Source organism: Photobacterium sp. OFAV2-7, assembly GCF_022347985.1.
Classification (GTDB): Bacteria; Pseudomonadota; Gammaproteobacteria; order Enterobacterales; family Vibrionaceae; genus Photobacterium.
Genome location: NZ_JAKRFQ010000719.1, coordinates 1 through 2,753, shown reverse-complemented (window position 1 = coordinate 2,753; position 2,753 = coordinate 1). Strand labels below are relative to the sequence as shown.

Sequence of the window (2,753 nt, the reverse complement as noted above, 5' to 3'; positions counted from 1 at the left end):
CTGCGGGTTCAGCATTTTAGCCAGGTCGTCTTCGACATTACCGGTTAGCTGAAGGTTGAATTGCTGCTGTAGGAATTCGAAAATGGCTTCGTTGACGAACTCCGGTGGGTTAGGGCCCAGGTAGATGTTCTGGATACCCAGGTTGAACAGCGCCAGCAGGATAAGAACGGCTTTTTGCTCCATCCAGGACAGAACGATGTTCACAGGCAGCTCGTTAACCGGCACACCCATCGCATCGCTCAGTGCAAGTGCAATCATGACTGCACCATAGCTGTCGTTACACTGGCCAAGGTCAAGGTAACGCGGGATCTCGGTGCCCGGTATAGTACCGAAGTCATGGTCATTGAAGCGGAACTTGCCACAAGACGAGGTCAGGATAATGCAGTCGTCCGGGATGGATAGCGCAAGATCACGGAAGTAATCGTTCGGTTTACCAGGCTTGTCACAGCCGGCAACTACAAAGAACTGCTTGATCTTACCAGCGTTAACGGCTTCAAGAATTTGCGGAGCAAGGCCAAGAATTGTCTTGTAGTTGTGGCCTGTCATTAGCGTGTCATCGCTGTCGAAGCCTTCGATATCCGGCAGGCTTAGTGTCTGTTCGATCAGCTGCGTGAAGTCGTCTTCTAGCTGGCGACAGTTGTCGATACCGACGATACCGTAGCTGTACAGGCGATCGGCATAATCTGCTCGGCCTGTTGGCGGAACGATACAGTTAGTCGTCACAATGATAGTACCGTTCCACTTCTGGAACAGCTGCTTTTGGTCGAACCAGGCTTTACCGATGTTGCCTTTTAGGTGGCTGTACTTGCGTAGCTCCGGATAACCGTGGGCTGGCAGCATTTCTGAGTGGGTGTAGATGTTGATGCCTTTGCCTTCGGTAGCAATCAACAGGCGCTCTAGCAGGTCAAGATCGTGACCGGTTACCAGAATACCTTTACCTTCAGCTTTGTTCTGCGGTACGCAAACAGGAGTAGGGATCCCTAGGCGACCGTGATGAGCTTCACCAAGGCGAGACATGATCTCGCTACCGGCTCCGCCGACTTTCATCAGCTGGGCAATGTGCTGGTCAAAGCTAAAGTTAACGTTTGTTAGCGTGAAGTATAGTGTTTCGGCGATAACATCATCCACCGATTTGGTATCCGCGCCAAGATCGTCGGCGTGGGTACGGTATGCAGACAGGCCTTTTAGGCCGAAAATCATAATATCCTGAAGGCGAGACAGGGTTTCATCCTTACCACATGTACCCTGAGTTTTACCTGTGCTGCCACAGCCGCCGCTTTGGGCCATTGAGCACTGGTGACAAAACATTGCTAGGTTCGACATTATTGCATTCCTTAAAAGGTGTATTTATTGTGCAACTTTATAATAGGGGAGGAGGATATAGGTACTGAATGCCCCGGGTCATTGATCCGGATCATTATCTGCCCAATAACCTACATTTGAAATGAAACTTTTGATGCCGAGCAGGAAAGCATCAGCTTTTACGGTTTTTTCAGGATTGGGTCATATTGGTTGAGAGGGACTATTCATGTATAGGCATTTCAAAAGCCTCTTGCAACCATTCAATAAATACTCTGACACGGGGAGAGTGCTTTCGGTTGCTCGGGTAGATAATCGACACCGGCGACGGCGTGGGCGGGTAATCGCTTAACAGCTCGATAAGCAGTCCTTGTGCTAAATCTTTCTCAACATGATAACGAGGCACCTGAACGATACCTAAACCCTGACGGGCTGCGGAGACGAGTGTTTCTGCTGAGTTCACTATCAATGAGGTTGGCAGACTTTGGTGAACGATCTTGTTGTTGATAGTAAACTCGAGCGGCATAGGTTCGCTGCTGCCAGTTGCGCGAAATCCTATCATTTGATGTTCAGCTAAGTCATCCGGGTGAGAGGGCAAGCCAAACTGGCGCACGTAATCCACTGATGCAACCGACACTTCCTCGAGAGTCGCAATGTGACGGGCAACCAACTCTTCAACTTGGGGTGTTCCTACACGAAGGACACAATCGATGCCTTCACGAACGAGATCCACAAGCCGATCATCTTCGCTCATAAAAAGTTCGATTTCCGGATAATTTTGCAGAAAGTGAGGAAGTTTCGGCAGAAGAAAATGTCTGGCTAGTGTGCCATGGACATCAACACGTAACCTCCCTGTCGGTATTAAGCCGGAAAATGCACTTTCTGCATCTTCCACATCTCTGATGATAGACAGGCAGCGGTGATAGAAGTTGTCGCCATCCAATGTTGGGGTTACCTGTCTTGTTGTCCTTTCTAATAAACGAACCCCAAGCCTCTTCTCAATTTGCTTGACTGCATCCGTGACTGTGGAACGGGGCAAGTTTAAATCTTCAGCTGCGAGTGTGAAGCTTCGCCTTTCCAGTACGCGTGTGAAAACGCGCATTGCATCAATTCTGTCCATGACTATTCGATATTTTCGGATACTGATAACGAATAGTAGGTAATTATCCGAAAATTCTAAAGTGTTAAGGTTGCTATCGTTCTATGGCTGGTGCAGAACCCTCATAGCTATTTGCTATAGACGTATACATAATGAATGATAGGAGAAGGCATATGTCCAGGACTAAAAGAGTTGCATTAGTGACGGGAGCGTCACGGGGGATTGGTGCTAATGTTGCCAAACGTCTTGCTAAGGATGGGATTGCTGTTGTCGTTAATTATGCTGGAAACAGGGAAGCCGCAGAAGCCGTTGTGCAGGAGATTGCGGCTAATGGTGGCGTGGCTATGGCCCATCA

3 protein-coding genes are annotated in these 2,753 nt (G+C 48.9%); 1 reads left to right on the top strand and 2 read right to left on the bottom strand.

The window, feature by feature from the left end:
- Positions 1-1,323: hydroxylamine reductase (gene hcp, locus MHN01_RS23525; protein ID WP_239413780.1), on the bottom strand; the 1,323-nt coding region annotated here is incomplete at its 3' end.
- Between the two features lie 199 nt (positions 1,324-1,522).
- The gene (locus MHN01_RS23520) at positions 1,523-2,401 is read right to left on the bottom strand and encodes a LysR family transcriptional regulator (RefSeq protein WP_239413781.1); all 879 of its coding nucleotides are present in this window, start codon (positions 2,399-2,401) and stop codon (positions 1,523-1,525) included.
- A 170-nt stretch (positions 2,402-2,571) separates the two neighbouring features.
- Here MHN01_RS23520 and MHN01_RS23515 point away from each other — a divergent pair.
- Positions 2,572-2,753: SDR family NAD(P)-dependent oxidoreductase (locus tag MHN01_RS23515; protein ID WP_239413779.1), on the top strand; the 182-nt coding region annotated here is incomplete at its 3' end.

Coding starts and splice junctions, on each gene's coding strand:
- MHN01_RS23520 (WP_239413781.1), bottom strand. CDS start 2,401: ATGCGCGTTTTCACACGCGTACTGGAAAGGCGAAGCTTCACACTCGCA.